We start from the raw sequence: 25993 nt of genomic DNA, 5'->3' as shown, positions 1-25993 counted from the left end.
CGGAGGTTCCGCCTGGACCGGGTCAGGAGGTCCGGCTCGGTGCGGCGGCTGCGGCCCGCGCCGCGGTGGCGAGGGCGGCGAGATCGGTGCCCGCGTCGGCCAGCATGGCGGGCGTGACGGCGAGGTGCTCGCCGAGGCAGCGGCGCGCGAACAGGTGATCGCCGGGTCGCCCGAGGGATTCGGCGCCGATCAGACGTCCCGCGCGGAAGTGGAACACCGAGAAGCGGCCGTCCTCCGCGTTTCCGCGCAGCACGCTCGTGTCGGGCTCGTCGACGAGGCCGGCGATCTGGATCTTGACGTCGTACTGATCGGACCAGAACCACGGTACCTTGTCGTAGGGTTGCGGCAGGCCGTGCAGGACGGCGGCGGCGGCGCGGGCCTGATCGGTGGCGTTCTGCACCGATTCGAGCCGCACCAGACGCCCGTCGGCGAATCGGCTCGGATGCCGGGCGCAATCGCCGGCGGCCACGATGTGCGGGTCCGTGGTGCGGCCTTCGGGGTCGACCAGCACGCCATCCCGGCAGGGCAGACCGGCCGCGGCGGCGAGCTCGTCGTTGGCGACGGCGCCGATCCCCACCACGACGAGGTCGCAGGGCAGCACGGAGCCATCGTCGAGACGGACGGCGCGGGCGCGATCTCCGGCCCTGTCGATGGCGATCACCCGCGCGCCGAGCCGGAGCCCGACGCCGTGGCGGGTATGGAGACGCATCACGGCGTCGGACACGGCCGGCGACACGGCGCGCTTGAGCAGCCGCTGTTCGGTCTCGACGACGGTGACGGCGGCGCCGGCGGCCGCCAGCGTGGCGGCGACCTCCAGGCCGACGAAGCCGCCGCCGACGATCACCACCTCGCGACAGGTCGCGACGGCGGCGCGCAGCCGACGGGCGTCCGCCAGCGTGCGCAACGTCAGCACGTTGTCAGCGGTGCCGGCGATCGCGAGGGTCCGGGCGCGACTGCCGGTGGTGAGGGCGAGGTGGTCGTAGGCGATGCGGCGGCCGTTCGCGGTGATCACCCGGCGGGCGGTGCGGTCGATCACGGTCACGGCCGTGCCGGCCACGATCTCGATCCCCAGCGATGCGAGCAGGCTCTCGGGGCGCAGCGCCAGCGTGCTCTCCTCGGCCTTGCCGGCGAGGAACGCCTTGGAGAGGGGCGGGCGATGGTACGGCAGGTCGGGCTCGTCGCCGACCAGCACGATGGGGCGCTCCGATCCGAGGTCGCGCGTCGCCATCGCGAGGCTGACGCCCGCACAGGACGCGCCGACGACGACCAGCGGGCCCTGGCTCACGTCTGCCGCTCCGGCAGCACCACGACGAGACCATCGAGCTCGGCCGTGACGCGGACCTGGCAGCCGAGCCGGCTGGTCGGGCGGCGCTCGGCGGCGACACCGTTCAGCAGCTCGTTCTCCATCTCCGACGGCGGCGGCAGCGCCGCGGCCCGCGCGTCCTCGATGTAGACGTGACAGGTCGCGCAGGCGCACGAGCCGCCGCAATCGCCGAGCACGCCGGGAACCGCATTCCCGGTCGCACCCTCCATCAGCGAGGCGCCGACCGACAGGCCGAGCGAGCGTCGCGAACCGTCGGCCAGGACGTAGGTCACCTTCGGCATCGTCGGCCTTTCCTCCCATCGCATTGTTCTTGTCGCTGCTTCGTTAAACGAGCGAGCGATCGATCGCATTATGAAGTGGCAGGTTGGCCTGTGCTGTCAAGTGCCGAGAGTTCCTCCGATCGCGAAAGAACGAGAGGAATGCAAAATAATGTTCTTAGACGGTAATTTATAACCTTGAGAGGGGATGACAGCGTGGCTGAGCGGTTGTCGAATGCGCCTTGACAGCCTGCCGGGCGCGAGCAATAAAAAGCGATCACTCGCTCGCAATGCTGCTCGAGTCAGCGTGCGGGCTCCAGACGAATGCGAGAGCCCATGGTCCAGCCCGGTGCAAAGAACGCGGAGCGGCAGCCGCCGTCCGGGGCGGAGCCCGACGCCCAGCCCGGTCGGCAGCAGCGCCGGAGCCGGGAGCGGCGCCGCCAGCTCGCCAAGGCGGCGGTCCGGCTGATCGAGGAGCGCGGCTTCGAAGCGCTTTCGGTCAACGACGTGGCCGAGGAGGCCGGCATCAGCATCGGCGGCCTGTACCGCTACATCCGCACCAAGAGCGATCTGCTGGTGATCGCCTGCGAGGACATCTTCGGCGGTCTGCGCGAGCAGATGCTCGCCGCGGTCGCGGCCGAGCAGGGGCTGATCAACAAGCTCACCGCGGCGATGCGGGTCTACTGGCTCGCCTGCCAGGACAAGGCCGACCTGGTCCGCCTCACCTATCGCGAGTATCGCTCGCTGCCGCCGGAGGCCAAGGCCGTCTACAAGCGGCAGGAGTTCGAGATCGCCGAGGTGTTTCGCGACATCATCCGGGCCGGCGTCATCACCGACGAGTTCCGCGCCGTCGACGATCGCGTCGTCGCCTACGAGATCGTCTTCCTGTCGCACATGCACGCTTTCAAGAGCTGGGTCTTCCAGGACATCGCGCCGGAGCGACTGCTCGCCGAGCACATCGCCCTGTTCGTCGCCCGGCTGGAGCGCACCGATCGCCGCGCGGGCGAGCCGTGATGGGGGCGATCGGGTTCGAGGGGCGGGTGGCGATCGTCACCGGCGCCGGCGGCGGCCTCGGGCGCAGCCATGCGATGCTGCTCGCCGCGCGCGGCGCGCGTGTCGTCGTCAACGATCTCGGCACGTCGGTGGACGGCCGTGGCCAGCCCTCCCGCATGGCCGAGCAGGTGGCGGCGGAAATCTGCGCCGCCGGCGGGATGGCGGTCGCCAACGGCGACGATGTCGCCACGCCGGCCGGCGCCGCGCGTCTCGCCGAGCAGGCGATCGATGCCTTCGGGCGCGTCGACATCCTCATCAACAACGCCGGCATCCTGCGCGACAAGACCTTCGCCAAGATGGATCTCGCCGACTTCCACCGGGTGCTGGAGGTGCATCTGCTCGGCACCGTCTACTGCACCAAGGCCGTGTGGGCCGGCATGGTGGAGCAGGGCCATGGCCGCATCGTCGTCACCACCTCGTCGTCGGGCCTGTACGGCCATTTCGGCCAGACCAACTACGACACCGCCAAGCTCGGCCTGGTCGGCTTCATGAAGGCGCTGGCCCAGGAGGGGCGGCGCCACGGCATCGCGGTCAACGCCATCGGCCCGCTCGCCGCCACCCGGATGAGCGACGGCGTGCTCGACGCCGAGGTGTTCCGGCGGATGCCGCCCGAGCATGTCTCGGCCGTCGTCGCCTATCTGGCGAGCGACCGCTGTGGCGTCTCGGGCGAGGTCCTGGTCGCCGGCGGCGGCTATCTGGCGCGGGCGGCCGTCGTCGAATCGCACGGCGTCGTGCTGCCGGCCGACCATCCTTCGCCCGAGGCGGTCGAGGCGGCGCTGGCGCAGGCGTCGGATCTGAGCCGCGCGGTGGCGTATCCGGATCTCACCTCGGCCTTCGCGGCCGCTGCCGAGCGTCTGAAGGCGGCGCACCGGGACCGTGCGCCCGAGGATTCCGTGCCGGCTGCTTCGGTGCCCTGAGCCGCCCGGCGGACGATCCCGCTGTTCCTCGGGCGCCGAACGTGCCGCCCACCCCCGACGGAGGACACGATGGAGCTGCTCTACGATCCCGCCGATCGCGCCGTGATGTGCAATCCCCACGCGGTGTTTGCGCGGCTGCGGGCCGAGGACCCGGTCCACTGGAGTCCCAAGCTGTCGAGCTGGGTCGTCACCCGCCACGAGGATGCCGCGCGGGTGCTCGCCGAGGACGTGTTCTCCTCCGACCGGCTGTCGCCGTTCTACCGGCGCGCCCAGGACGCCGATCGCTCCACGCTCGCCGAGGTGATGCGCTACATCGGCCTCTGGCTGGTGTTTCGTGATCCGCCCGAGCACACGCGGCTGCGGCGGCTGCTCAACACCGCGGTCAATCCGGGCGTCGTCGCCTCGCTGCGGCCGAGCGTCGTCGCGATCGTCGATTTCCTGCTCGACGAGATCGAGCCCGACCAGGAGTTCGATTTCGTCGCCGACTTCGCCGTGCAGCTTCCCGCCATGGTGATCATGGACATGATGGGCGTGCCGCGCGACATGCTGCGCACCATCAAGCAATGGTCCGACGACCTGGTGAACTTCGTCGGCAGCCCCCGCACCGTCGAGGCCAAGTACGAGCGCGCCCGCACCGGCGTGCTGGCGATGGCGGAGTTCTTCGGCCGCCTGGTGGCGGAACGCCGCGACGCCCCGCGCGGCGACATCCTCACCATGCTGATCCAGGCCCGCGACGAGCAGGGCACGCTGAGCGACGACGAGGTGGTGGCCAGCGCCATGCTGCTGCTGTTCGCCGGCCACGAGACCACCACCAACCTGCTCGGCAATGCCCTGATGGCCCTGCACGCCAATCCGGACCAGCAGGAGCGTCTGCGCCGGGAGCCCGCCATTGTCGACACCGCGGTGGAGGAGTTCCTGCGCTTCGACGGTCCGGTGCTCTCGGTCTCACGCGCCGTCGCCAAGTCGCACGATCTCGGCGGCCGGCGGCTCGAGGAGGGCAGCCGCATCTTCGTGATGATCGCCGCCGCAAATCGCGACCCCGACGTCTTCGCCGAGCCCGATCGTCTCGATCTCGGCCGCATGCCGAACCGGCATGTCACCTTCGGCAAGGGCATCCACTTCTGCCTCGGCGCTCCGCTCGCGCGCCTGGAGGCAGGCACGGCGTTGCGCGAGATCCTGCGCCGTCATCGCACTATCGAGGTCACCCGGCCGATCGCGGATCTCGACTGGATCGACGCGATGGTGATGCGCGGCGTCCATGCGCTGCCGGTGCGCTTCGGCCGGTAGAGCCGGCGGCGTCTCTTTTCGGCCACTTCTGTCCCCCCCGTGACGGACCCCCGACCATGCCCGACGTCTACCTCCTCGGCAGCGCCTGCACGCCGTTCGGCAGGCTGCCGCACAAGACCTACAAGGATCTCACCCGCGACATCGTCGACGGCGTGCTCGCCGACGCCCGACTCGACGACGGCGGGCCGATCGGCTCGGTGTGGTTCGGCAACTGCGGCATGGGCGCGTTCGAGCAGCGCAACATCCGCGGCCAGGTCTGCTTCACCCCGCTGGTGCGCGACGGCCGCTTCCCCGAGCGGGTGCCGATCGTCAATGTCGAGGGAGGCTGCGCCACCGCCTCGCTCGCCTTCTACGGCGCCGTCAAGGACGTCGCCTCGGGGGAGACCGACGTGGCGCTCGCGGTCGGTGTCGAGAAGACCTTCTTCGAGGATCGCGCGCGCACGCAGGAGATCTTCGACGGCGCCATCGATCGGTTCGATCCGCACGAATGGGAAGCCTACTATACGGCCATCGGCGAGCGGGCCGGCAAGCCGTTCACGCCCAAGGCGGGCGGCGCCACGGTGTTCATGAGCACCTACGCCATGCAGGCGGCCTACCACATGAAGCGGTTCGGCACGACGCAGCGCCAGATCGCGGCGGGCGCCGCCAAGAACCACCACATGGGCAGCCTCAATCCCGGCGCGCAGTATCGCTTCGAGATGTCGGTCGACGAGGTCCTGAACGACCGCGAGGTGAGCTGGCCGCTGACACGGGCCATGTGCGCGCCGATCGGGGATGGGGCCGCCGGCGCGGTTCTGTGCTCGGAGGCGTTCCTGGCCAGCCGGCCGCCGGAGGTGCGCGAGCGCGCCGTGCGGGTGCTCACCGTGCAGATGTCGGGCGGCAAGTATCGTGACCCCGACGAGCCGGGTCTCAGCCGGGTCGCCGCCCGTAAGGCTTACGACCGCGCCGGTCTCTCGCCCGCCGACGTCGACATCGCGGAAGTCCACGACGCGACGGCGTTCTGCGAGCTCTACCAGTGCGAGATGCTGGGCTTCTGCCCGGACGGCGAGGGCGGCGCCTATGTGGCGTCGGGGGCGACCTCGCTCGGCGGCGAGCGGCCCGTCAACCTCTCCGGCGGCCTGGTCTCGAAAGGGCATCCGATCGGAGCGACCGGCCTGTCGATGATCCACGAGCTTGTCGTGCAGCTCCGTGGCGAGGCGGGGCCACGCCAGGCCGAGCGCGCCCGCGTCGCTCTCGCCGAGAACGGCGGCGGCGTGATCGGCTTCGACGAGGCGATCTGCGCCGTGACGCTGCTCGCAGCACCGCGGCGCTGAGCCGGCGAGGAGGGCCGAACGAAGCGGTGTCGCGGTCGCCGCGACACCGGCGAGAAGACGGACCCGGAAAACCGGGCGATCGAGAGTCGGCACGGGATCGCACCGCACCCGCAGCCGGCCAGGGGAAGGAGCGACCAGGCGATGAGCACGCGCAGGACCGACAGGCCGGCACCACCCCGGAGGGGGAGGACCCGGCCATGAACTTCGAGCCGACCGAGGACCAGCGGGCCTTTCAGGAAGCGGCGCGGTCCTTCGCGACCGAGATGATGCTGCCGCACGGCGCCCGCTGGGACGAGGACTCGATCTTTCCCGTCGACACGCTGCGCGAAGCGGCCGCGCTCGGCTTCGCCGCCATCTATGTGCGCGAGGATGTCGGCGGCTCCGGTCTCGGCCGGCTCGATGCCGCGCTGATCTTCGAGGAGCTGGCGGCCGCCTGCCCGTCGACCGCGGCCTATCTGTCGATCCACAACATGGTCACCTGGATGATCGACAGGTTCGGCAGCGACGAGCAGCGCCGCACCTGGATTCCCCGGCTGGTGTCCATGGACTGGCTCGCCAGCTATTGCCTGACCGAGCCGAATGCGGGGTCGGACGCGGCCGGCCTGGCGACGCGCGCGGTGCGCGACGGCGATCACTACGTGCTCGACGGCGCCAAGGCGTTCATCTCGGGCGGCGGGGTGAGCGATTTCTATCTGGTGATGGCCCGCACCGGCGGTCCAGGCCCCAAGGGCATCTCCTGTATCGCGGTCGAGAAGGGCACGCCGGGGCTGAGCTTCGGGGCCAACGAGCGCAAGCTCGGCTGGAAGTCGCAACCCACCGCCGCGGTGCTGTTCGACGGCTGCCGTGTCCCGGTGAAGAACCGCATCGGCCGCGAAGGCGACGGCTTCGCCATCGCCATGATGGGGCTGGACGGCGGGCGACTGAACATCGGCGCCTGCTCGCTCGGCGGGGCACGGGCCTGCCTGGATCTCGCCACCGCCTACAGTCGCGAGCGGCGGCAGTTCGGCCAGGCGCTCGCCGACTTCCAGTCGGTCCAGTTCAAGCTCGCCGACATGGCGACCGCGCTGGAGAGCGCCCGCCTTCTTCTGCACCGGGCCGCGGTGGCGCTCGACCGCCAGGCGCCGAATGCCACGATGCAGTGTGCCATGGCCAAGCGGCTGGCCACCGACAACGGCTTTCGGATCGTCAACGAGGCGCTCCAGCTCCATGGTGGCTACGGCTACCTGCGCGACTTCCCGATCGAGCGGTATCTGCGCGACCTCCGGGTCCACCAGATTCTCGAAGGCACCAACGAGATCATGCGGGTGATCGTCTCCCGCGCGCTGCTGCGTCAATGACCGCGGCGATGCGAACCGGGGAGAGCGTGCAGATGAACGACGCAGCCGTCGCGGCCGACGAGATTCGCTTCGATGTCCACGGCGCCGTCGGGATGATCCGCCTCGATCGGCCGAAGGCGCTCAATGCCCTCACGCTGAACATGATCCGCGCCATGGCGGCGCGGCTCACCGAGTGGGCCGCCGACCCGGCGATTTCGGCCGTGCTGGTCACCGGCGCCGGCGATCGCGCCTTCTGCGCCGGTGGCGATCTGCGCAGTCTCTTCGCGGCGCGCGCCGCCGATCCCGGCCTGTTTCCGCGGTTCTTTCGCGAGGAGTACACCCTCAACGCGCAGATCCAGGCGTTTCCCAAGCCTTATGTGGCGCTCATCGACGGCATCACCATGGGGGGTGGCGTCGGCATCTCGGTGCACGGCAGCCACCGGGTGGCCACCGACCGCACGCTGTTCGCGATGCCGGAGACCGGGATCGGCATGTTCCCCGATGTCGGCGGCGGCTACGTGCTGCCGCGCCTGCCGGGCCAGATCGGCATGTACCTGGCGCTCACCGGGGCGCGGCTGAAGGCAGCCGATTGCGTCTACACCGGGCTCGCCACCCACCACGTTCCGCACGACCGCACGGCCGCCCTCGTGGCGGAGCTCTCGACCCTCGATCCGGCCGAGGACGCCGTCGCGGCGATCAACCACATCCTCGGCGCGCACCATGTCGATCCCGGGTCGGCGCCGCTGTCGTCGCGACGGGCGCTGATCGATCGCTGCTTCGCTTTCGACACCGTCGAGGCGATCATGGCGGCGCTGGCGCGCGAGCGCGATCCGCGCGCCGCGGAGATCCTGGCCGAGCTCGCCCGCAAGTCGCCGACCGCCCTCGCCGTGACGGTGCGTCAGATCCGCCTCGGCGCCCACTTGGTGTTTCGTGAGGTGATGGCGATGGAGTACCGGATGGCGCGGCGCATGATGGCGGGCCACGACTTCTTCGAGGGGGTCCGCGCCCTGCTGGTCGACAAGGATCAGCGCCCGGTCTGGCGGCCGGCCCGGCTGGAGGAGGTTTCGATCGCCGACGTCGACGCCGTCTTCGCGCCGCTCGGCGACGACGAGCTGGTGCTGCCGCCGCGGCGCTGAGGCGCCGGAACAACAGAAAAGACTCAGGAAGGGAACGTTCCACCATGGCACGGATCGGCTTCATCGGCCTCGGCAAGATGGGCTCCCCGATGGCGCGCAACTTGCTCGCTGCCGGCCACGAGGTGATCGGCTTCGATGTCGTTCCGGCGGCGTGCGAGGCCCTTGCGGCGGCGGGCGGCCGGATCGCTGCGGGCCTGGCGGAGGCGGTCGCCGATGCCGACGTCGTCATCACCATGCTGCCGACGGGCCGGCACGTCCGCGACGTCTATCTCGGCGAAAGCGGCATCATCGCGGTGGCTCGTCCGGGCACGCTGCTGATCGACAGCTCGACCATCGACGTGGAGAGTGCACGGGCGGTGGCGGAGGCGGCGGCCGCCGCCGGGCTCGCGATGCTGGATGCGCCGGTGTCGGGCGGAACCGTCGGGGCGGAGGCCGCGACCCTCACCTTCATGGTCGGCGGTCCGCGCGATGGGTTCGACCGGGCGGAGCCGATCCTGCGGGCGATGGGGCGCACCGTCGTCCATGCCGGGGCGTCCGGCAATGGCCAGGCCGCCAAGATCTGCAACAACATGATGTGCGGCATCGCGATGATCGGGGTGGCCGAGGCGTTCGCGCTGGCCGAGAAGCTCGGGCTCGATGCGCAGACCCTGTTCGACGTATCGTCGACCTCGTCCGGCCAATGCTGGTCGCTCACCACCTATTGCCCGGTTCCCGGGCCGGTCCCGACCTCGCCGGCCAACAAGGGCTACGAGGCCGGCTTTGCGGCCGCCCTGATGCTGAAGGACCTGACGCTCGCCCAGCAGGCCGCCGCCGGAACCGGCGCCGCGACGCCGCTCGGCACCGCGGCGGTGTCCCTCTACGCGCTCTTTGTGGGTAGCGGCCGCGGCGACCGCGACTTCTCCGGCATCGTCGAGATGCTGCGCGGTGCCGCGTGACCGAGCGAGGACGACAGCCATGACCATCGCGATCGAGCCGGTGACCGATCCGCACGCTCTCGCTGCGGCCCTGTCGGGCCGCATGCTGATCGACGGCGCCCTGGTGCCGGCGGTCTCGGGCCGCACCTACGCGGTGATCAATCCGGCGACCGGACAGACCATCGCGACCGCGCCGTTCGGCGAGGCGGCCGATGTGGAGGCGGCGGTCGCCTCCGCGGCCGCGGCCCAGAAGGCGTGGGCGAAGCTGCCGGCGCGCCGGCGCGGCGCCCTGGTCGCCGAATGCGGCCGCCTGCTCGCCGGCCGGGTGGAGGAGCTCGGCCGGCTGGTGGCGCTCGAGACCGGCAAGGCGCTGCGCACCGAGAGCCGCGGCGAGGCGTCGGTGCTGGCCGACGTGTTCACGTTCTTCGGCGGTCTCGGCTCGGAGCTGAAGGGCGAGACCATCCCGTTCGATCCGGCGATGCTGACCGTGACGCTGCGCGAGCCGATCGGCGTCATCGGCGCCATCATCCCATGGAACGCCCCGATGATGCTGATGGCGATGAAGATCGCTCCGGCGCTGGTGGCCGGCAACGCCGTCGTGGTGAAGGCCGCCGAGGAGGCGCCACTGGCGGTGCTGCGGGTCGCGCAGGTGATGAACACGGTGCTGCCCAAGGGGGTGTTCAACCTGATCACCGGCTTCGGCCCGGAGTGCGGCGCCCCGCTGGTCGCCGCTCCGGCGGTCCGCAAGATCACCTTCACGGGCTCCGTCGAGACCGGGCGGGCGGTCTACCGCGCCGCCGCCGACAAGCTGATCCCGGTGACGCTCGAGCTCGGCGGCAAGAGCCCGATGATCGTCATGGCCGACGCCGATCTCGACCGGGCGGTGGCCGGCGCCGTCGCCGGCATGCGCTTCACCCGCCAGGGACAGAGCTGCACGGCGTCGAGCCGCATCTTCGTCCACGACAGCATTCACGACGCCTTCGTGGACAGGCTGGCCGCGGCCGTCGACCGCATGGTGATGGGCGATCCCCTCGACGAGCGGACCGACATCGGCGCCATCGTGTCCAAGAGCCAGCACGAGCGCGTCTGCGGCTACATCGAGGCGGGCCGCGCGGCCGGTGCCGGCGTCCGGGCCTGCTCGGCGCTGCCGGACGATCCGGCGCTCGCCGGCGGCCTGTTCGTGCGGCCGCACGTCTTCACCGGGCTCGGCAACGACAGCCGGCTGGCGCGCGAGGAGATCTTCGGCCCGGTGTGCTGCGTGATCCGCTTTCGCGATTACGAGGAGGCGATCGCCGCAGCGAACGACAGCGACTACGGGCTCGCCGCCACCCTCTGGACCCGCGACCTGAAAACGGCGCTCGATGCGGCGCACCGGCTCGAAGCCGGCTTCGTGCAGGTTAACCAGAACCTCGTGGTGCAGCCGTCGCTCTCCTATGGCGGCATCAAGCAGTCGGGCCTCGGCAAGGAAGCCTCGCTCGAAGCCATGCTGGAGCACTTCACCCACAAAAAGACCGTCATTCTCAACATGACCTGATGCGCGTCGCGGCGGCACGGCCCGCCGCGGCCGCCCCGTCATGCATCGCCTGGGAGCTGTCCATGGCCTACGAGATGATCCTGTTGGAGAGGCGCGGCGGTGTCGCGCTGATCACCCTGAACCGCCCCAAGGTGCTGAACGCCCTGTCGCACCAGACGATGACCGAGATGGCGGCGGCGACGGCCGAGATCGATGCGGATGACACCATCGGCTGCGTGGTGCTGACCGGCAACGACAAGGCGTTCGCGGCCGGCGCCGACATCAAAGAAATGATCGAGCTGGGCTTCGTCGACGCCTATTTCGGCGATCATCTCGCGCTATGGGACAGGGTCGCGGCCTGCCGCAAGCCGATGATCGCCGCGGTGGCCGGCTACGCGCTCGGCGGCGGCTGCGAGCTCGCCATGATGTGCGACTTCATCCTGGCGGCCGACAACGCCCGCTTCGGCCAGCCCGAGGTGGCCATCGGCACCATGCCGGGCATGGGCGGCTCGCAGCGCCTGGCCCGCTTCGTCGGCAAGTCCAAGGCGATGGAGATGTGCCTCACCGGCCGCCAGATGGACGCGGCCGAGGCGGAGCGCGCCGGCCTCGTCAGCCGCGTGCTGCCGCTCGCCGAGCTGCTGCCGGAGGCGCTGCGCACCGCCGAGAAGATCGCGTCGCTGTCGCGCCCGGCCGTGATGCTGATCAAGGAGGCGGTCGATCGCGCCTTCGACACGCCCCTCGATGTCGGCATCCGCTTCGAGCGGCGGGTGTTCCACGCGACCTTCGCGACCGAGGACCGCAAGGAAGGGATGACCGCCTTCGTCGAGAAGCGCCCGCCCGTGTTCTGTCACCGCTGAGGAGAGGACGAGATGGTCGACGCCGCGACCGAACGATCGCCGACCGAGGAGCAGGCCGACGGGACGCCGACACCCGAGGCCGGCGACCTGCCGCTCGCCGGCATGCGGGTGCTCGATCTCAGCCGCGCCCTGTCGGGGCCGTTCTGCGCCATGATCCTCGCCGATCTCGGCGCCGACGTGGTGAAGGTCGAGCCGGCGCCCGCCGGCGACATGATCCGGGCGTGGGGGCCGTTCGATCACGGCGAGAGCGTCTATTATCTCTCCACCAACCGCAACAAGCGCAGCCTCGTCGTCGACTTCCGCTCACCCGACGGCCTGCGGCTGCTGCGCGACCTCGCGCTCGCGTCCGATGTTGTGGTCGAGAACTTCAAGCCCGGCACCATGGCGGCCATGGGGCTCGATCCCGCCGGGCTGCGGGCCGAGCGGCCCGGGCTGATCGTCGCCAGCATCAGCGGCTTCGGCAGCCGGGGCCCGCTCGGCGCTCAGCCCGGGTTCGACCAGATCGCCCAGGGCTATGCCGGCTTCATGAGCTTCACCGGCACGGCGGAGAGTGGGCCGACGCGGGTCGGCGTCGCGATCGGCGATCTCGCGGCCGGCCTGTGGGCGGCGATCGGCGTGCTCGCCGCCTGGATCACGCGGCAGCGCAGCGGCCGCGGGCAGGGCGTCGAGGCGTCGCTGTTCGCCGGGCTGATCGGCCTTCTCAGCATGCAGGGCCAGCGCTGGCTCAGCCTCGGCGACGTCGCCGGGCCGGCCGGCAACCATCATCCGATCATCGCGCCCTACGGCGTGTTCCGCGCCGCCGACGGTGACCTCAACATCGCCGCCGCCACCCAGGACATGTGGGTGTCGCTGTGCGGCGTGCTCGGCGTGCCGGCGCTGGCCGACGATCCCCGCTTCCGCGACAATGCCGGCCGCATGCATCATCGCGACGCCCTGCACGCCGCGATCGACGAGCGGCTCGCCGCCCGCACCCGGGCCGAGTGGACCGCCCGCCTGGTCGCCGCCGGCATTCCGGCCGGGCCGATCAACGACGTCGCCGATGCGCTGTCCGAGCCGCAGGTCACCGAGACGGGCCTGGTCGAGACCGTGCAGCATCCGACCATCGGGGCGCTGCGCCAGGTGGTGACGCCGATCGGCCTCTCCGACCTCGAAGGCCGCTGCGTGCGCCGGCCGCCGCCGCGGCTCGGTGAGCACTCCGCCGAGGTCTTGGCCGAGTTCGGCTACGCGCCCGATGCGATCGCGGCACTCATGGACGGGCGGGTGGTGTTCGGCGGCGAGGCGGCGCGACCGTGACGGCGCGGATCGATCTGGACCGACGGGGCGACATCGCGGTGGTGACGATCGCCAACCCGGCGCGGCGCAACGCGCTGACGGTGCAGTTGTGGCGGGCGCTGCGCGACACCATGGTGTCGCTCGACGCGGCGTCCGACTGCCGCTGCGTCGTTCTGCGCGGGGCCGGCGACACCTTCGTGGCGGGCGCCGACATCAGCGAGTTCGAGCAAGAGCGGTCGAGCCGCGAGCAGATCACCCGCTACCACGAGGAGTGCGTCGGCCCCTGCGTGGCCGCCGTGCTCGAATGCGGCGTGCCGACGGTGGCGATGATCCGCGGCGCCTGCATGGGTGGCGGGCTGGAGATCGCCGCCGCCTGCGACATCCGCATCGCCGCGCCGGATGGCCGCTTCGGCATTCCGATCGCCCGCATGGGCTTTCCGCTGGCGTTCGGCGAGGCGGAGCTGCTGTTCAAGCTGTATGGCCGCAACGTCGCGGCCGAGCTGCTGCTCGAAGGGCGCATCTACGACGTCGAGGCGGCGCTGCGGGTCGGCCTCGTCCAGCGGGTGGTGGCGGCCGAGGCGCTGGAGGCCGAGGCGATGGCGACGGCGACGCGGATCGCCGCCGGCTCGCCGCTGGCGGCTCGCCGCAACAAGGAGCAGCTCCTGCGCCTGCTGCGCGACTGGAGCCCGGTGACGGCGGCCGAGCGGGCGCGGTCCTACGACTTCGCCGACTCGCGTGACTACCGCATCGGGTTCGAGGCGTTCCTGCGCAAGGAGACGCCGGTGTTCCGGGGCGAGTGAGGCTCCGGTTGCCGGCCCGCAGCCTGGCTCGCGTGACCGCCGGGCGAGGCGGGCGGCCGCCGTTCCGTCGCGTCGCGCCTCCCGCTTGGCGCCGAGCCGCCGTCGAGCGGCTGCATCCGGCTGCCGAAGCAGGCGCCCGCCTGTCGCGGCCCGTGCCGACGCGCGGGCCAACCCAGGCCCGTCGCGGCCGTGCTCGTTTCACACGCCAGAACACCTTCGAAAGGCTCGCGGCGCCGCAGCATCGCCGCCGCGGCACGCCGGACGTCACCTCCGACGCCGCGCTCGCGCGCGCCCTTGCCCCTCACGTCCGGTCTCCTGACTCGCCGACGCGACATGTTTGGTCGCGAGGCCCGGCCGCGGCCGCACGATTGGTCGCGAGCGCGAGCAAGAAAACGATCAAAAGTCGTTCGGTCTCGACACAATGGAATCACCACGGCGGCTCGCTACGGCAGTGCGACGCCCCGTCCGAGACGCCAGCGAACGAGGGATCGACCCATGTCAAGCATTGCGGCGGCGCAGCACAAGAAGGCGACCGCGCGACCCCTGACGCCCGCGACCCACGGCAAGGACGAGCACGAGGTGTTCCGGCGCCTACGCGCCGCCACCAAGGCGGCGGGGTACGACGCGCTGGTCGCGCTGTCGCAGGACAACGTCACCTACACGGCGGGCTTCCTGGTCCCGAGTCACGCGACCAATCGCTTCCGCCGCACCATCTCGATCCTCGCCGGCGACAGCTTCGCGTCCCAGATCGTGGTCAGCGTCGAGGAGAAGCAGGCGGTGGCGCGGTCGCGATTCGCCGATGTGCGCAGCTACGACCAGTTCGCCGACGATCCGGCCGACGTGCTGGCCGACGCGCTGATCGAGGCCGGCGTCGCCGAAGGCCGCATCGCCGTCGAGCTCGACTACATGCCGGCGCGCGACTTCCTGCGGCTGCGCGAGCGCCTGCCGCGGGCCGTGTTCGAGGAGTGCAAGGAGATCTACTTCCGCACCCGCATGATCAAGACCGACGAGGAGGTCGGCATCCTGCGCCGCATCGGCCTGCTGACCGAGCGGGTGATCCACGACAGCCTCAAGGAAGTTCGGGTCGGCATGACCGAGATCGACGTTGCCCGTCGCGTCGTCGATCAGCTCATCGCCGGCGGCTCGACCAACTTCAAGTATCGGTTCGGCTCCGGCGTCAACAGCTCCGTGACGAACTGCGGAACGACGCACAAGAAGATCGAGGCGGGCGACATTATCCGCATCGAGGTGTTGGGCGAGCTCGACAACTACCGCTCGAACGTCACCCGCACCGCGGTGGTCGGCCGTCCGACCGACCGTCAGCGCGACATTTTCGCCAGCCTCGTTCGCGCCCGCGAGATCTGCAAGACCATGATCCGGCCGGGCCTGCCGGTGGCCGATCTGTACCGGACCTACGTCACCTCCTGCCGTGAGAGCGGCATCGAGCCGACGCTCAAGTTCCTCGGTCACGGCATCGGCCAGACGATCCACGAGGAGCCCTACATCACCGACACCCGCGACATCGTGTTCGAGCCCAATATCACCTTCACGATGGAGCCGCTCTACATGATCCCGGGCGAGATGGGGTTTCACGCGGAGGACATGTACGTCATCACCCGCGACGGCTTCGACTTCATCACCGGCGACATCTGCAAGAACGACGAACTGATCCAGGTGGGCTGATCGTGGCCGGCGCTCTCACCATCGCGCGCGTCGAGACCTTCGTGGTGGCGCTCCCGTTGCGGCGGCCGCACCTGTGGGCCGGTCTCGCCGCCACCAGCGGACAAGGTTACGTCGTTCTCAAGCTCGCCCTCTCGGACGGCACGGTCGGCTGGGGCGAGGCGCAGACCTTGGCCAATTGGGGCGGCGACGACGGCAACCGCTACGGCGAGACGCCGGTGACCACCCGGCACGTGATCGACGACCTTCTCCTACCGCGACTCGCCGAGGTCGACGTCCGCAACATCGAGGTGCTGCATGCCGCGATGGCGCGCGCGGTGCGCGGCTATCCCTACGCCAAGGCGGCCGTCGAGGTGGCGGTGCTGGACGCGCTCGGTCGCTCGCTCGGGGTGCCGATCTACCAGCTCCTCGGTGGCCGCTGCCGCGACCGCGTCGCGATCGCCCACAGCATCGGCCTGATGCCGATCGAGGAGGCTGTGGCCGAGGCCGTGCAGGTGGTGGAGGAGGGCGTCCGCACTCTCAAGCTCAAGATCGGCATCGATGTCGAGCGCGACGTCGCTTTGGTGCGCGCGGTGCGCCAGGCGGTCGGCGACGGCCCGGCCCTCCGGGTCGACGCCAACCAGGGCTATCGGACCTGGGCCGAGGCGCTGACGGCGATCCGCCGCATGAGCGACTACGACATCGCCTATGCGGAGCAGCTCGTCGACGGCATCGACGAGCTGGCCGAGGTCGCGATGCGCTCGCCGGTGCCGGTGATGGCGGACGAGAGCGTGTGGACCGATCGCGACGTCGTCCGCATCGCGGCCGCCGGCGCCGCCCACTACATCTCGACCTACTATACGAAGCCGGGCGGCCTCTACAAAGCCAAGCGGCTGCTCACCGTCGCCGGTGCCCACCGAATGATCTCGGACGTCAACGGCTCCGGCGAGATGGGCATCGGCAACGCCGCCAACCTGCAACTCGCCGCGGCGGCGCCCGAGATCGTACTGCCCGGGACGATCCCGATCACCTCGACGGCGGAGACCCAGCGTACCAAGCGTGCGGGCCGCAAGTATCTCGACGACATCGTGGTCGAGCCGTTCCACTACGCCGACGGACACCTGTCGATCCCGGATCGCCCGGGCCTCGGCATCGAGGTCGACGAAGCGAAGCTCCAGAAATACAGGGTCGCGTGATGGCAGAGAGCGTGGTGAGGACCGTCGCCGTGATCGGTGCCGGAAACGGCGGCTGTGCGGCCGCGGTCGACCTGGTCCGGCGCGGCTTCGACGTGCGGCTCTACGGCCGCAGTGTCGGCACCGTCGGGCCGTTACAGCGGCGCGGCGGCGTCGAGCACGAGGGCATCTTCGGCGACGGCTTCGTGCCGCTGTCGACCATCACCACCGATCCGGCCGAGGCGATGACCGGCGCCGATGCCGTGGTGATGATGGGGCCGACCCAGGCGCACGAGGCGATGGCGCGGGCGATCGGCCCGCATCTGCGGGCGGACCAGATCCTGTTCGCGGCACCCGGCCATACGCTGACCCTGTTGCCGCACACGCTGCGTGCGCTCGGCCATGCCCGGCCGGTGACCTGCGAGTCGGCGACGCTCCCCTACATCTGCCGCAAGGTGGCGCCCGACCGGGTGAAGGTGTCGCGCAAGGCGGCCGTGCTGAAGTTCGCCGCCTTCCCGGCCTTCCGCCGCGACGAGCTGGCCGAGCGGTTGGGGCCGCTGTTCCCGGCGCTGACCCCGGTGCCGACGCTGCTCGACACGGTGTTTCCCTATACCAACGCGATCCACCATCCACCGGCGCTCCTGTGCAACATCGGCCGGGTGGAATCGACCGGCGGCGACTACTGCCACTATTACGACGGCATCACCCCATCGGTCGGCCGCATCATCGACGGTCTCGACGAGGAGCGGCGCGCGGTGGCGGCCGCCTTCGGGTGCCGGGTCGACCGGCTCGCCGACTACTTCTTCCAGATCGGCTACACGGACGAGCGCGGCCGCGACGGCGGCACCGCCTACAGCGTGTTCCACAACAGCGAGCCGAACCGCTGGATCAAGGCGCCGTCAACCATCGAGCATCGCTTCTTCGACGAGGACATCCCGTTCGGCCTGGTGCCGCTCACCGAGCTCGGTCGGCTCGCCGGGGTCGCCATGCCGGTCAGCGACGCGGTGATCGAGCTCGCCTCCATCGCCACCGGAAAGCCCTACCGGAGCATCGGGCTGACGCGCGCCAAGCTGGGCCTCGACGGCCTCGATGTCGCTGCCGTCCGCCGTCTGGTCGAGCAGGGGTTCTCATGAGCGTTCCGTTCGGGATCAGCTTCGACTGCTTCGCGCCGATCGCCGAGATGGTGGCCACGGCGCGCCGGGCCGAGGCGTGTGGCGCGACCTCGTTCTGGATCGCCGAGCATCTCGGCTTCCGGGAGTCCTTCGTCACCGCCGCGGTGCTCGGCACCGCCACCGGCCGCGCCCGGCTGGTCCCCACCTCGGTCAGCCCCTATCTGCGCCATCCGACGCCGACCGCGATGGCGCTGGCGAGTCTGGCCGAATTCCTGCCGGACCGCTTGGCGATCGCGGTCGGCGTCGGCAATCCGCTGTTCCTGCGCGAGTCCGGCCTCGCCATCGACAAGCCGCTCCGTGCGGTGCGCGACTATGTCGCCGGATTGCGAGACCTGCTCGGGGCCGAGCCGGTGACGCGCGAGGGTCACACGTTCAGGCTGGACGGCGCTCGCCTCGCCTTCGCGCCGCAGCCGACGCCGCCGGTGTTCCTCGCCCCGATGGGGCCGCAGATGCTGCGCCTCGCCGGCACGATCGGGGACGGGCTGGTGCTGTCGGCCGGACTGAGCACCGCCTTCGTGGCGGGCTCGCTCGCCGCCGCGGCGGCTGGTGCCGGCGAGGCCGGCCGCGCCGCCGAGCGGCTGCACAAGACAGCCTACGTGTACTTCATCGGCGGCGGCGATCCGGCCGATCAGCGGCTCAAGGTGCGCCGCAAGCTCGCCTTCCTGTTCCGCAACGAGAACATCCGGGAGAACATCCGCGCCAGCGGCCTGCCGATCGACCAGGAGGCCATCATGGCCGCGATCGCGCGGCGCGACGGCGACGCGGCGCTCGCCCTGGTGCCCGACGAGGCGGCGGACGTGTTCGCCGTGATGGGCGACCGCGACGCCTGCCGCCGGCGCCTGCGCGAGTATCTGGACGCCGGGCTCGACGAGGTGGTGCTGTCACTGGTCGGAACGCCCGAGGACCGCGACCGCAGCCTGGATGTGGTGGCCCTGCTCTGATCGGGCTCGCACCCCGTCGCGCCGTGACCGAAGCAAGATCAAGATCGAACAATGGACACGTCCCGGAGGAGGACACCATGACGAGGGTTCCGACGCTGCTCAGGCGACGACTGCTCCGCCCCGCCGCCGGACTGGCGGCCATCTCGGCCGTCGTCCTGTCGGGCGCGGCGCTGTCCACGACGGCGGTCGCCGCCCGCGCCGAGGTGGTGACGCTCGGCCAGGCCACCGCCACCAGCCTCACCTTCGGTCCGGTGTTCGCCGCCGTCGAGCTCGGCTACTTCGAGCAGGAGAAGATCGAGCTTCGCTTTCTGAACTTCCAGGGCGCCTCGGTGCTGCTCCCCCAGGTCGCCAACAAGTCGGTGATGATCGGCTTTCCCGGTCCCGATCCGCTGATCGTCTCGCATCAGCCCGGCCGCGATCCGATGCCGGTCAAGTTCTTCTACAACGCGGCTCGCAGCTCGATCTGGGAGTTTCTGGTCCTCCAGGACAGTCCGCTGAAGACGCTCGCCGACCTGCGCGGCAAGGTGATCGGAGTCGGGGCTCTCGCCAACGCCAACGTGCCGATCACCCGGGCGATGCTCAAGGACATCGGCCTCGGGCCGAACGACTACTCGTTCATGGCGATCGGCGTCGGCGCGCCGGCGTTCCGCGCCACGCTCACCAAGGAGGTGGACAGCTACAACACCTTCGACACCAACATCGCGGCGTTCGAGACCACCGGGGCGAAGCTGCGCTACCTGCCAATCGAGCCGAAGTACCGCAACCTGTTCTCCAACGGCTTCGTGGCCCATCTCGACACGCTGAAGGAGAAGCCGGAGCTGATCGCCGGATTCGGCCGCGCCTTCACCAAGGGCGTGCTCGTCTGCGAGACCAATCCGGATTTCTGCGTCCGCAACTTCTACAAGCACAATCCCAGCCTCAAGCCGAGCGGCGGCAGCGAGGCCGAGGTGCTGTCCAAGGGCCGGCACGTCCTCGCCTCCCGCATGGCGCGCTATCTGGCCTTTCCGGAGGGGCAGCCGCGCCGGTTCGGTGCCTACGATCCGGCGGTGTGGAAGGACTTCGTCGAGATTCTCCACGCCGGCGGCGAGCTGAGCGGCACCGAGATCGACGTCTCCAAGCTGTACACCGACGCCTTCGTGCCGAAGTTCAACGACTTCGACGTCGAGGCGATCCGCGCCAAGGCCAAGACGCTGAAGTGACGAGCGACCGTCGCCGAGGCCGTCGCCATCAGTGATGGCGTGGCGTCGGCGCCGACCGCGCGGACGAGCCGTTTCATCGAGACGACGGCGCGTCGCGCGTGCCGCACAGGCCACCGCACGAGGGAGACAAGGGCCGCCATGCTCGCACGAGATGCCGCCATGACGACCGCCGACGCCATTCTACAGGTCCAGGATCTGTCGGTCGTCTACCATTCGAGCCGAGGTCCGCACACCGCCGTCGGTGATCTCAACCTGACGCTGCGGTCGGGCGAGTTCGTCTCCATCCTCGGCCCTTCGGGTTGCGGGAAGTCGACACTGCTCAGCGTCGTCGCCGGCCTGCTGCCGGCGAGCCGTGGCCGCGTGATGGTGTCGGGCGAGCCGGTCCGGCGGCCGCGGCCCGACGTCGGGATCGTGTTCCAGAAGCCGACCCTGCTGCCCTGGCGCACCGTCGCAGGCAACGTGATGGTGCCGATCGAGGCGTTGCGCCGCAGCCCGCGCGACTACGCGGAACGCTGCCGCGACTTGCTCGGCCTGGTCGGCCTCGCCGCCTTCGCCGAACACTACCCGGACGAGCTGTCGGGCGGCATGCAGCAGCGGGTCAGCATTGCTCGGGCGCTGATTCACGATCCGGCTCTGATGCTGATGGACGAGCCGTTCGGCGCTCTCGACGCCATGACGCGCGAGCGGATGTGGCTGGAGCTCCAGGACATCTGGCTGTCGAGCCGGAAGACCGTGCTGTTCATCACCCACAGCATTCCCGAGGCGGTGTTCCTGTCCGACCGGGTGCTGGTGATGGCCAGCACGCCGGGGCGGATCGTCCAGGAGATCGTCATCGACCTGCCACGGCCGCGCGCCGTGCAGACCATGGCGGAGCCGCGCTACGCCGCGCTGTGTGGCGACATCCGGACGATGTTCCTGTCGCGCATGGAGCAGGGCCGATGACCGACAAGTTCACCGCCGTCCTCTACCCGCTGCTCACTTTCGTGGTGCTCGTCGCGGTCTGGAAGCTGTCCATCGTCGTCTTCGACGTGCCGGACTACATTTTGCCGGAGCCGCTCGCGGTTCTGCGCAGCCTGGAGGTCGGCTATCTCGGCGGCGAGTTCTGGCCGCACTTCCTGTTCACCCTGCGCTCGACCGTCACCGGCTACGTGTTGGGCTGCGTGCTGGCGATCGTGATCGGTACGCTGCTCGCCGAGTCGCGTCTCTTCGAGAAGTGCTTCTATCCCTACATCGTCGCCATGCAGTCGATGCCCAAGGTGGCATTGGCGCCGCTGATCGTCGTGTGGTTCGGCTACGGCGTGCTGTCCAAGGTGGTGATGGTGGCGCTGATGTGCTTCTTCCCGCTGTTCGTCAACACCGTCGTCGGCATCCGCCAGGCCGACCCGGCCTTGCTCAACATGATGCGGGCCTTCTCGGCGCCGAGCTGGCTGATCTTCTACCGGGTCAAGCTGTTCGCCGCGGCTGGCCACATCTTCGCCGGCCTGCAGATCTCGATCGTGCTCAGCCTGATCGGCGCGGTCGTCGCCGAGTTCGTCGCTTCGTCCAGCGGCATCGGCTGGCTGATCCAGTCGTCGCTCGCCAACTTCAACACGGCGCAGATGTTCGCGGCCCTGTTCAGCCTGGTGTTCATCGGCCTGGTCGGCACCAAGCTGGTGCAATTCTTCCATCGTCGCCTGGTGTTCTGGGACAAGGCCGGGCCGAACACCATTGCGTCGGAGTAGCATCCATGCAGACGGAGATGTATTTCCGGCCACGCACCGTCGACGAGGCGCTGTCGCTGCTGGTCGAGCGGCGGCCGCAGCCACTGGCGGGCGGCACCGACGTGTACCCGGCGCTCGCCTCCGGGGCGGCGCCGGTGCCGCTCCTCGATCTCGGCGGGATCGAGGGCTTCGCCGGCCCCGTCGTCGAGGATGCCGACGGCTTCGTCATCCCGCCGCTGGCCACCTGGACCACGGTGATCGAGACGCCGCTGCCGCCGCAATTCGACGTGCTCCGAGAGGCCGGACGCGAGGTCGGCGGCCGCCAGATCCAGAATCGCGGTACCGTTGTCGGCAATGTCTGCAATGCTTCGCCGGCGGCCGACGGCACGGTGGCACTGATGGCGCTCGACGCCAGGGTGCGGCTGCGCGGGCCGGACGGATCGCGCGAGGTGCCCCTCGTCGACTTCGTGGTCGGCAACCGGCGCACTCTGCGCCGGCCCGACGAGCTCGTGGTCGCCCTCGTGGTGCCGCGGCGCGACGGCGCCCGCAGCGCCTTCCGCAAGCTCGGCGCCCGCCGCTATCTGGTCATCTCGATCGCCATGACGGCCGTGGTGGTGACCGAGCACGACGGCCTCGTGGCCAGCGCGGCGGTCGCGGTCGGCTCGTGCAATGCGCGGGCCGTGCGGCTCGCTTCGATCGAGCGGTGGCTGATCGGCCGGCCGCTCGCCGAAGCGGCGGCCGAGCTCGTCGACGGCCCGCCACTGCCGGAACTGGCACCCATCACGGACATTCGGGCGGAGGCCGCCTATCGGGCACGGGCGGCACGATTGCTGATCGCCGACGCGCTCGCAGCGTGCGGCACTGGACGCGGGTGAGGACGACATGATCGCCATCGAGGTGAACGGGACGCGGCACGAGGTCGACGTGGCGCGCGAGACGCGGCTGACCGCGGTGCTGCGCGACGGGCTCGGGCTCACCGGCACCAAGGTCGGCTGCGATGCCGGCGACTGCGGCGCCTGCACAGTGCTGCTGGACGGCGCCCAGGTCTGCGCCTGCCTGGTGCCGGCCGGGCAGGCCGACGGCCGCGCCGTCACCACCGTCGAGGGGCTCGGTCGTGAGCCCGGCTTCGCGGCCCTGCAGCGCGCCTTCGTGGCGCACGGCGCCGCCCAGTGCGGCATCTGCACGCCCGGCATGCTGATGGCGGCCGCCGACCTGATCGCCCGCGACCCGCAGCCCGATGTCGATCGGGTCAAGGATGCGCTGGGAGGGGTGCTGTGCCGCTGCACCGGCTATCTGAAGATCGTCGAGGCGGTGGTGGACTGGCGGTCGTTTCTCGACGACGACCCGCGCCCGGCGAACGGCGCGGGCGCGGTCGCTGCGAGCAGCGCCGCGGCGAGCGGCGGCGCGGCGAGGGGCGGTGTCGGTGCGCGCCTTCCCAAGGTCGACGGCCCGCGCAAGGTCGACGGGCGCGAGCTGTTCGGCGCCGACGCCGCACCGGTCGGCTGCCTGACCCTGCGGGTGGTGCGCTCTCCGCATCCGCACGCGCGTTTCGCGTTCGGCGATCTGGCGGCCTTCCGGCGCACCCATCCGGCGGTCCGGGTGCTCACCGCGGCCGACGTGCCGGGCAACAACCGTTTCGGCGTGTTCGCGGTCCATCGCGATCAGCCGGTGCTGGCCGACGGCTATGTCCGTCTGCGCGGCGAGGCCGTCGCGGCGCTGGTCGGTCCCGCCGAGGCGGTCGCCCGCGTCCGCGACGATGCGCTGCCGATCGCCTGGACGGTGCTGCCGCCGGTGAGCGGGATCGACGCGGCGCTGCGGGACGACGCGCCGCTGCTGCACGAGAGGGCGCCCGGCAACGTGCTGATCGCCGGCCGGCAAGTGACCGGCGACGCCGAGGCCGCGCTCGCCGCCTGTGCGCACGTCGCCGAGGGCGCGTTCGAGACCGGCTTCGTCGAGCACGCCTATATCGAGCCGGAGGCCGGTTGGGCGGTCCGGCGGGGCGATCGCATCGAGATCTTCGTCACCACCCAGACGCCCTACATGGACCGCGACGAGATCGCCTGGATCCTGGGCATCGCGCCGGACCGGGTCCGCATCGTACCGTCGGCGGTCGGCGGCGGCTTCGGCGGCAAGATCGACATGTCGGTGCAGCCGCTGATCGCCGTCGCCGCCTGGGTGCTCGGGCACCCGGTGCGCTGCGTCTACACGCGACCGGAAAGCATGGCATCGACGACCAAGCGGCATCCGGCCCGCATGCATGCGCGGCTTGGTTGCGACGAAGCGGGACGGCTGCGCGCGATCAGCTTCCACGCCGACTTCAATACCGGGCCCTATGCGTCGTGCGGCCCCATCGTCGCCAACCGAGTACCGATCCACGCGATGGGACCGTACCGCGTTCCCGCCGTCCGCTGCACGACGCGCGCGATCTACACCACCGACGCCATCGGAGGCGCGTTCCGGGGCTTCGGCGTGCCACAGGCCGCCATCGTGCACGAGGCGCTGATCGACGAGCTCGCCGATCGCGTCGGGATCGACAGGCTCGAGTTCCGCCTCCAGAATGCGCTGGCGGTCGGAGACGCGACGGCGACCGGGCAGGTGTTGGAGGCCAGTGTCGGCATGCGGGAGTGCCTCGAAGCCTTGCGGCCGCGGTGGCGCGCCGCGCTCGACGACTGCCGCACCTTCAACGAGTCCCGCACCCGCCACCGCCGCGGCGTCGGCCTCGGCTGCATGTGGTACGGCATCGGCAACACCTCGCAGCCCAACCCGTCGCGCATGCGAGTCGGCCTCACTCGGGCCGGCCGCGTCGTGTTGTTCAGCGGCGCCGTCGACATCGGACAGGGAGTCAACACCATCCTGGTGCAGATCTGTGCCGACGCGCTCGGCGTCGCGGCATCCGACATCGACCTGGTCACGGGCGACACCGACCGCACGCTCGACGCCGGAAAGAGCTCGGCGTCGCGCCAGACCTTCATCTCGGGCAACGCCGCCAAACAGGCCGCCGACGAGCTGCGCACGAAGCTCGCTCGCCTCGCCAATGTAGGGGAGCGGGCCGAGATCGTGCTCCGGCCCGGCGTCGTCGTGCTGCGGGACGGTGCCACCGAGCGCCGCATCGGTCTCGCCGAGCTGCCCGCCGAGGAAAACGATCTGGTCTTCGTCGGCCACGGCCGTTTCGATCCGCCGACCACCGATCTCGACGATCACGACCGCGGCGTTCCCTATGCGAGTTACGCCTTCGCGGCGCAGCTCGCCGCTGTCGAGGTCGACACCGCCCTCGGGACCGTGTCGGTGCGCGAGATCGTCGCCGCCCACGACGTCGGCCGTGCCGTCAACCCGACCCAGGTGGAGGGTCAGATCCACGGCGGCATCGCCCAGGGGCTCGGCCTCGCGCTGATGGAGGAGTTCGTTCCCGGCCGCACCGAGAATCTGCACGACTACCTGATCCCGACCTTCGGCGACATGCCCCGCATCGACATCGTGCTGGTCGAGAGCCCGGAGCCGCTCGGACCGTTCGGCGCGAAGGGCATCGGCGAGCCGGCACTGGTGCCGACCGCGCCGGCCATTCTCAACGCCATCCATCACGCGACCGGGGTGCGCATTCGGCGGGTGCCGGCGACGCCCGATCGCGTGTGGGCGGCGCTCGCGGGCGAGGTGTGCGGCTGACCAACGGACCCCCATGCTGGATGCCATCGACCTGAGAATCCTGGACACCCTTCAGGCGCAGGGTGATCTCACCAATCTCAAGCTGGCCGAGATCGTCGGCCTGTCGCCGAGCCCCTGCCTGCAACGGGTGAAGCGGCTGCGCAAGGCCGGCTACATTCGCGGCTTCACAGCGGTGCTCAACGTCGGCAAGCTGGCGCCCTCGGTGATCGTCTACACCCGCATCCGGCTGTCCGAGCAGACAGCGCGCCAATACGCCATCTTCGAGACCGCGATCATGAAGCTGCCCCAGGTCCTGGAGTGCAGCCTGATGAGCGGCGAGTTCGACTACTTCCTGAAGATCATCGCGCGCGATTTCGACCATTATCACGAGCTGATGACCACCATGCTGGAGATGGACATCGGCATCAAGAACCACGCGATGTTCGTCGAGGTCCGCAACGTCAAGCGCAGCCTGGCGGTGCCGCTGGAGGCGCTGGTGAGCCCATCCAATGGCCGCTGAGGCCGCCAGACCGCGCGATGCAGCCGGCGAGG

General features: G+C 70.4%; 23 protein-coding genes. 21 read left to right on the top strand and 2 right to left on the bottom strand.

Annotated features, from left to right (window positions below):
• Positions 1-22: 22 nt before the first annotated feature.
• The gene (locus tag ACFQUV_RS22465) at positions 23-1285 is read right to left on the bottom strand and encodes an NAD(P)/FAD-dependent oxidoreductase (RefSeq protein ID WP_207211588.1); all 1263 of its coding nucleotides are present in this window, start codon (positions 1283-1285) and stop codon (positions 23-25) included.
• Complete coding sequence (locus ACFQUV_RS22460; RefSeq protein ID WP_111383268.1) at positions 1282-1605, bottom strand: 2Fe-2S iron-sulfur cluster-binding protein; 324 nt, start codon at positions 1603-1605, stop codon at positions 1282-1284. The genes ACFQUV_RS22465 and ACFQUV_RS22460 overlap by 4 nt, the downstream gene beginning before the upstream one ends.
• A gap of 312 nt (positions 1606-1917) precedes the next feature.
• Here ACFQUV_RS22460 and ACFQUV_RS22455 point away from each other — a divergent pair, with 312 nt between their 5' ends.
• The 21 genes from ACFQUV_RS22455 to ACFQUV_RS22355 all read left to right on the top strand — a co-directional run bounded on the left by ACFQUV_RS22455 (position 1918) and on the right by ACFQUV_RS22355 (position 25961).
• Positions 1918-2595, top strand: coding sequence for a TetR/AcrR family transcriptional regulator (locus tag ACFQUV_RS22455; RefSeq protein ID WP_165364162.1), 678 nt, complete (start codon positions 1918-1920; stop codon positions 2593-2595).
• The gene (locus tag ACFQUV_RS22450; protein ID WP_129611218.1) at positions 2595-3551 is read left to right on the top strand and encodes an SDR family NAD(P)-dependent oxidoreductase; all 957 of its coding nucleotides are present in this window, start codon (positions 2595-2597) and stop codon (positions 3549-3551) included. Before ACFQUV_RS22455 ends, ACFQUV_RS22450 begins: the two co-directional genes overlap by 1 nt.
• 69 nt (positions 3552-3620) lie before the next feature.
• On the top strand, positions 3621-4838 hold the full coding sequence (locus ACFQUV_RS22445) for a cytochrome P450 (RefSeq protein WP_129611219.1): 1218 nt from the start codon (positions 3621-3623) through the stop codon (positions 4836-4838).
• Between the two features lie 56 nt (positions 4839-4894).
• Positions 4895-6151, top strand: a complete 1257-nt coding sequence (locus ACFQUV_RS22440) for a thiolase family protein (RefSeq protein ID WP_129611220.1) — start codon at positions 4895-4897, stop codon at positions 6149-6151.
• A gap of 197 nt (positions 6152-6348) precedes the next feature.
• Positions 6349-7488 (top strand): acyl-CoA dehydrogenase family protein, encoded by a 1140-nt coding sequence (locus tag ACFQUV_RS22435; protein ID WP_129611221.1) that lies wholly within the window; start codon positions 6349-6351, stop codon positions 7486-7488.
• 32 nt (positions 7489-7520) lie between these two features.
• Complete coding sequence (locus ACFQUV_RS22430; RefSeq protein WP_129611222.1) at positions 7521-8603, top strand: enoyl-CoA hydratase/isomerase family protein; 1083 nt, start codon at positions 7521-7523, stop codon at positions 8601-8603.
• Positions 8600-9538, top strand: coding sequence for a 3-hydroxyisobutyrate dehydrogenase (mmsB, locus tag ACFQUV_RS22425; protein WP_244601741.1), 939 nt, complete (start codon positions 8600-8602; stop codon positions 9536-9538). Before ACFQUV_RS22430 ends, mmsB begins: the two co-directional genes overlap by 4 nt.
• A gap of 19 nt (positions 9539-9557) precedes the next feature.
• Positions 9558-11051 (top strand): aldehyde dehydrogenase family protein, encoded by a 1494-nt coding sequence (locus ACFQUV_RS22420; protein WP_129611224.1) that lies wholly within the window; start codon positions 9558-9560, stop codon positions 11049-11051.
• Between the two features lie 62 nt (positions 11052-11113).
• On the top strand, positions 11114-11887 hold the full coding sequence (locus ACFQUV_RS22415) for an enoyl-CoA hydratase (RefSeq protein WP_129611225.1): 774 nt from the start codon (positions 11114-11116) through the stop codon (positions 11885-11887).
• Positions 11888-11899: 12 nt separating this feature from the next.
• Entirely contained in the window at positions 11900-13180 is a 1281-nt protein-coding gene (locus ACFQUV_RS22410) for a CaiB/BaiF CoA-transferase family protein (protein ID WP_129611226.1), read from the top strand.
• The gene (locus ACFQUV_RS22405) at positions 13177-13959 is read left to right on the top strand and encodes an enoyl-CoA hydratase-related protein (protein ID WP_129611227.1); all 783 of its coding nucleotides are present in this window, start codon (positions 13177-13179) and stop codon (positions 13957-13959) included. The genes ACFQUV_RS22410 and ACFQUV_RS22405 overlap by 4 nt, the downstream gene beginning before the upstream one ends.
• Positions 13960-14454: 495 nt before the next feature.
• The gene (locus ACFQUV_RS22400; protein ID WP_165364163.1) at positions 14455-15642 is read left to right on the top strand and encodes a Xaa-Pro peptidase family protein; all 1188 of its coding nucleotides are present in this window, start codon (positions 14455-14457) and stop codon (positions 15640-15642) included.
• 2 nt (positions 15643-15644) lie between these two features.
• On the top strand, positions 15645-16814 hold the full coding sequence (locus tag ACFQUV_RS22395; RefSeq protein ID WP_129611229.1) for a mandelate racemase/muconate lactonizing enzyme family protein: 1170 nt from the start codon (positions 15645-15647) through the stop codon (positions 16812-16814).
• Positions 16814-17923, top strand: coding sequence for an NAD/NADP octopine/nopaline dehydrogenase family protein (locus tag ACFQUV_RS22390; protein WP_378395759.1), 1110 nt, complete (start codon positions 16814-16816; stop codon positions 17921-17923). The genes ACFQUV_RS22395 and ACFQUV_RS22390 overlap by 1 nt, the downstream gene beginning before the upstream one ends.
• Entirely contained in the window at positions 17920-18903 is a 984-nt protein-coding gene (locus ACFQUV_RS22385) for an LLM class flavin-dependent oxidoreductase (RefSeq protein ID WP_129611231.1), read from the top strand. The genes ACFQUV_RS22390 and ACFQUV_RS22385 overlap by 4 nt, the downstream gene beginning before the upstream one ends.
• Before the next feature lie 77 nt (positions 18904-18980).
• Positions 18981-20102, top strand: coding sequence for an ABC transporter substrate-binding protein (locus ACFQUV_RS22380; RefSeq protein ID WP_129611232.1), 1122 nt, complete (start codon positions 18981-18983; stop codon positions 20100-20102).
• Between the two features lie 159 nt (positions 20103-20261).
• Positions 20262-21044 carry an ABC transporter ATP-binding protein gene (locus ACFQUV_RS22375; RefSeq protein ID WP_129611233.1) on the top strand — a complete coding sequence of 261 codons (783 nt, stop codon included), beginning with the start codon at positions 20262-20264 and terminating at the stop codon, positions 21042-21044.
• The gene (locus ACFQUV_RS22370) at positions 21041-21823 is read left to right on the top strand and encodes an ABC transporter permease (protein ID WP_129611234.1); all 783 of its coding nucleotides are present in this window, start codon (positions 21041-21043) and stop codon (positions 21821-21823) included. The genes ACFQUV_RS22375 and ACFQUV_RS22370 overlap by 4 nt, the downstream gene beginning before the upstream one ends.
• 5 nt (positions 21824-21828) lie before the next feature.
• Positions 21829-22677: a xanthine dehydrogenase family protein subunit M gene (locus tag ACFQUV_RS22365; protein ID WP_244601739.1), complete on the top strand. Its 849-nt coding sequence runs from the start codon at positions 21829-21831 to the stop codon at positions 22675-22677.
• Positions 22678-22684: 7 nt separating this feature from the next.
• A complete protein-coding gene (locus ACFQUV_RS22360) occupies positions 22685-25462 on the top strand; it encodes a molybdopterin cofactor-binding domain-containing protein (RefSeq protein ID WP_129611235.1) in 2778 nt (925 codons plus the stop codon).
• Between the two features lie 13 nt (positions 25463-25475).
• Positions 25476-25961 (top strand): Lrp/AsnC family transcriptional regulator, encoded by a 486-nt coding sequence (locus tag ACFQUV_RS22355; RefSeq protein WP_129611236.1) that lies wholly within the window; start codon positions 25476-25478, stop codon positions 25959-25961.
• Positions 25962-25993: the final 32 nt, after the last annotated feature.

It is taken from the genome of Rhodoplanes sp. P11, assembly GCF_964266735.1.
Classification (GTDB): Bacteria; Pseudomonadota; Alphaproteobacteria; order Rhizobiales; family Xanthobacteraceae; genus Rhodoplanes; species Rhodoplanes serenus.
The sequence above is the reverse complement of the archived record's forward strand: the minus strand, read 5'-3'. Positions and strand labels throughout refer to the sequence as shown.